The sequence below is a fragment of the Clostridium sp. genome (assembly GCF_036569345.1).
Classification (GTDB): domain Bacteria; phylum Bacillota; class Clostridia; order Clostridiales; family Clostridiaceae; genus Clostridium_AD.
Genome location: NZ_DATCQT010000110.1, coordinates 1 through 4410, shown reverse-complemented (window position 1 = coordinate 4410; position 4410 = coordinate 1). Strand labels below are relative to the sequence as shown.

Sequence of the window (4410 nt, the reverse complement as noted above, 5' to 3'; positions counted from 1 at the left end):
TGGACTTTTAATTCCATAGACAGCTGCCATAAGCAAGCAAGATTCAATAAGATATTCTGGATTTGGAATCCAAATTGCTTCAATACTGCCTAGTGCTCCATCTATTGAGGCTCTTTTTTCAAAAACTAGTCTAGTAACACTATTTTCATAAATACTAATCCTGTTATTAAACTGAATACCTCCGTTATCTCTATCGATATGACCAAACAATACCTCTGCTAAACATGTTGACATATTAAAAACTCCCTTCGAATTTGTATTTGTTTTTCTATGTCTTAATCATATCAATTTTCAAAGGGAGTTTCATGGAAGCTCAGCTTCTGTTTTTAATAGAGTTCATTTTCTGTTAAAGCTGCTTTTATAACTCTGTCTGTTTCAAGTATTAATTGCTTTTCGCCCATTTTTACGGTTACACGGTCATCAGGACAGCTAATTATTAAGCAATTTTTATATATTATAGTTTTTCCATCATCATCAATATACTCAATGAAACAAGGTCTACTATTTTTAAAACATAATAATAGGCTTTCACAACCATATATTGTACTACACATATATTCAGTATGGAAAAGATTACTGATATCCATTTCTAATGACTTATACCAACTGGTATCAATCCCCAATCCCTCTGATACAGTGAAAATCCTGTGTTTTGCATAATCTGATAACTGAATCCATATTGTTTTGGCCCCATTTAAAGCATAATTTTTATAAGCTTCTTTCTCAGACATTATTTTCAACCCTTCAAGTGTAGTAATTACTTGCGTCAAATTAAACGTCAAAAATAAAGGATGAATAGTAGAAGGGAAGGAAAGCTTTCCTTTTTTTCTGTCAAAATCCACAGTGAGTTTTTGACCCATTACTTCAAGAGGGTCATCACCATCTCCTTTAAGTATTTTTAAATCATTTTGTAGGGTTTTACTGCTGATATATAGGATGTCTTCTAATTGGACAATAGGTGCCTCTGGATCCTGTAGTATTTTGGCTATATAAAGTTGTCTTTCCAAAGTTGTTTTTGGAATCCACTTAGGAAAAGAAATAGAAATTTCTATATTATATTTTTTATTAATAAATGCAATAAATTCCTTATAAATAGCTATAGCTGTAGATTTACTTTTTGTGTACTTTTTTATAGAACTCTTTATTGCTAAATCAATGTATTCTTCAGTTTCTAGATCTGTAATCAATAGTTCAGTATTTAAACCGTCTTGGCTTAGAAAGGTAAAGTCCTTTTCAACGTCTACTTTTTTATTATTTATCTTAACACCCATTAATAAGTTTATTACAATTTTCTTGCTGAATTTTGAGTGCTTTTTATTCTTGCTTAAAACATAAGCTTCAACTGCGTCTTTGATACTATCAGACATTGGTAGTACATCTCCTTTATATAAAAAAAATATTGTAATTATATTATAAATGAATATGTAATTTATAGCCATTGTAATAGCTTCAAGTTATTGTTTGATTTGTAGAATTTTTCTGTGGATTTTATTGGGATAATTTAAGTAAACAAAGAGGGTTGAATAGTTGTGACTATAAATTGTAATAAAGAGTAATTGACAGACTATTATAGCATTTTATTAATAGGTAGCAATTTCAGTCTCAAGTGCTCCATAGAAAAATTGAAGTAAAAGGATATCAAGTGGTAAGGGTAATTTATAGTACAGAATTTTTACTTAATAATGCCACCTTAGTTACTGAGCTTTGCATAAAATCTAAGGAAGAATATAGATTGTGGCAAGAGCTTAAAAGGATAAGTTCACTTGCTGAAACAGAAATTGGTGAACATATAGATAAGGATAGTAGAATTAAGGGATTTTCTATAGAAGAAATGAAAATAGGAATAAAAGATGAGAAAATTAGGGTGGGGTATAATGAGATTTATTGGAATTTTACTAGGTAAGAATTTGATAGGAAACCTAGGGATGTAATGGGGAGGATATTTAATATGAGAAAGGGGGTTAACACTAATGCATCATCATAAGTTGTGCTTAAAATAAGTTAATGTTTGTTTAAGTATGGTTACTTATGAGGTATACTAAATTAGTAAGTTAAATTTTTTATTTTAAAATCAAATACTATATTTGAAAAAAATAATTTATGTGTAAATATTTTATTTTATTAAATTAAGTTATGCTAATTTATAGGAGGGACAATGAGTGAAAGATATAGAACTTTTTCAGTTAATTAAGGAATTTAAAGAGTTGCCAGCTGAAACTGAATGGATCGAATTCAAGGAGGCAAAAATTCAATATGATTTTAAAAAGATTGGTAAATATTTCTCTGCCCTAAGTAATGAAGCTAATTTGAAAGATAAAAGGTATGCTTGGCTAATCTTTGGCATTAATGATAAAAGAGAAATTGTTGGCACTAACTATAGAATCAATAAAGCTGAACTAGATAATTTAAAGTTTGAAATTTCTAAAAAGACCACAATAAATTTAACATTTATTGAAATATATGAATTAAGTATAGAAGGAAATAGAGTTGTAATGTTTCAAATTCCAGCGGCACCACAAGGAATCCCTATAGCATGGGAAGGCCATTATTATGGCAGAGATGCTAGTTCTATTGGTGCACTTAATATTCATGAAATTGAATTAATAAGAAGTCAGTTAAAAATAGAAGATTGGTCGGCTCAAATTTGCAATGATGCAACTTTAGCCGACTTAGATGATCAGGCAATATTTAAGGCAAGAACTGAATACAAGGTGAAAAATATAAAATTAGCGGATCAAGTTGATACATGGGATGATAAAACATTTTTAGATAAGGCTAAAATCACTGTTGGTGGAAAAGTTACTAGGACAGCAATTATTTTATTGGGAAAAGATGAATCAGAACATTTCCTAACGCCATCTGTTGTTAAAATAACTTGGATTTTAAAAGATGAAAATAATATTGAAAAAGATTATGAGCACTTTGCACCACCATTACTACTGAATGTGAATGCAATTTATTCGAAAATTCGAAATCTTAAATATAGATATTTAACTGAAAACACACTATTTCCGACTGAAATAACTCAATATGAACCATATGTAATAAGGGAAGTTCTTCATAATTGCATTGCTCACCAGGACTATAGTCTGAATAGTAGAATTAATGTAATAGAAAGGCCGGAGGAATTAATTTTCACAAATGTAGGTAATTTTATCCCTAAAACTATTGAAACAGTAATTGAGCAGGACGCACCACAAGAATATTATAGAAATCAATTTTTAGCTAATGCAATGGTTAATTTAAATATGATTGATACTATTGGGAGTGGAATTAAAAAAATGTTTTTATTGCAAATGCAAAGGTATTTCCCCCTGCCCGATTATGATCTAAGTCAGCCAGAAAAAGTAAAAGTAAAAATTACTGGTAAAATTATTGATGAAAATTATACTAAATTATTAATTAAAAATACCCAACTAGATATGAAAACTGTTATGTATTTAGATAAAGTTCAAAAGAAGGAAAAACTAAGTGAAAATGAGAACAAGATATTAAAGAAACAAAAACTTATTGAAGGAAGATATCCTAATGTTTTTGTGTCTTCTAAGGTTGCTGTAGCCACAGGAGAAAAGGCAACATATATAAAGAATAGGGCCTTTGATAAAAACTTTTACAAACAACTTATTATTGATTTTATTAAGCAATATAGTGCAGCTAGTAGAAAAGATATAGATGAGTTATTAATGGATAAACTTCCAAATATTTTAGATGAGGACCAGAAAAGAAAAAAGATTAGTAATATAATTAATGAAATGTCTAGAAAAGACAAATCCATAAAAAATGGAGGCTCAGATCGTAAACCTGGCTGGACATTAAAATAAATATTAAGTAGTATTTTAGTTGTATTTTAGTTGTATTTTTAGTTGTATTTTATGTTTATTTCACATAAAAACAATATTTGGGTATTTATTAACATAGAAAATTAACCAAAATAATAGTAGATAAACTAATAGTGCAAAAGAACCATATTCCATAAATATAATACTCTAATCAATTAAGGAAACAGGTTTAGAAAATGATTTTTTAATTATTCCTATATTTGATGCACTAATAGGTAATAGTGAAAGACATCACAGCAATTGGGTATAGTAGGGAATAAAATAAATGGCGAAATAAGAATGTCGGGTATGATGATATTATAATTGACCCCATGATTAAGGAATTATTATATGTTTTTCTAGTGTGGAGAAGAGGAGGCATAATAATGAGTGAAATTAATAATAGAGAATATCTTTATTTAATTTGGAAAGATTATAAGACTAAAAGTAAATATATAATTGGAGAGTTATCGAAAAATGGTAAGTATGAATTCAAATATAGAACTAAAGAGCTAGACAATGCAATTAAAAATGGGTTTGAACCATTAATAGCATTTGCAAATATAAATGAAGTTTATGAAAGTTATGATAT

General features: G+C 28.5%; 5 protein-coding genes. 3 read left to right on the top strand and 2 right to left on the bottom strand.

What is annotated here, in order from left to right; translation table 11 throughout:
- On the bottom strand, positions 1–234 hold a 234-nt coding region (locus VIM70_RS11040; protein WP_331945799.1), incomplete at its 3' end, for a hypothetical protein.
- A 92-nt stretch (positions 235–326) separates the two neighbouring features.
- A complete protein-coding gene (locus VIM70_RS11035) occupies positions 327–1367 on the bottom strand; it encodes a hypothetical protein (protein WP_331945813.1) in 1041 nt (346 codons plus the stop codon).
- A gap of 275 nt (positions 1368–1642) precedes the next feature.
- Here VIM70_RS11035 and VIM70_RS11030 point away from each other — a divergent pair, with 275 nt between their 5' ends.
- The 3 genes from VIM70_RS11030 to VIM70_RS11020 form a co-directional block, all read left to right on the top strand.
- Positions 1643–1903 (top strand): hypothetical protein, encoded by a 261-nt coding sequence (locus VIM70_RS11030; RefSeq protein ID WP_331945812.1) that lies wholly within the window; start codon positions 1643–1645, stop codon positions 1901–1903.
- Between the two features lie 256 nt (positions 1904–2159).
- Positions 2160–3821, top strand: coding sequence for an RNA-binding domain-containing protein (locus VIM70_RS11025; RefSeq protein ID WP_331945811.1), 1662 nt, complete (start codon positions 2160–2162; stop codon positions 3819–3821).
- A gap of 383 nt (positions 3822–4204) precedes the next feature.
- The coding region (locus VIM70_RS11020) for a hypothetical protein (RefSeq protein WP_333783845.1) at positions 4205–4410 on the top strand (206 nt) is incomplete at its 3' end.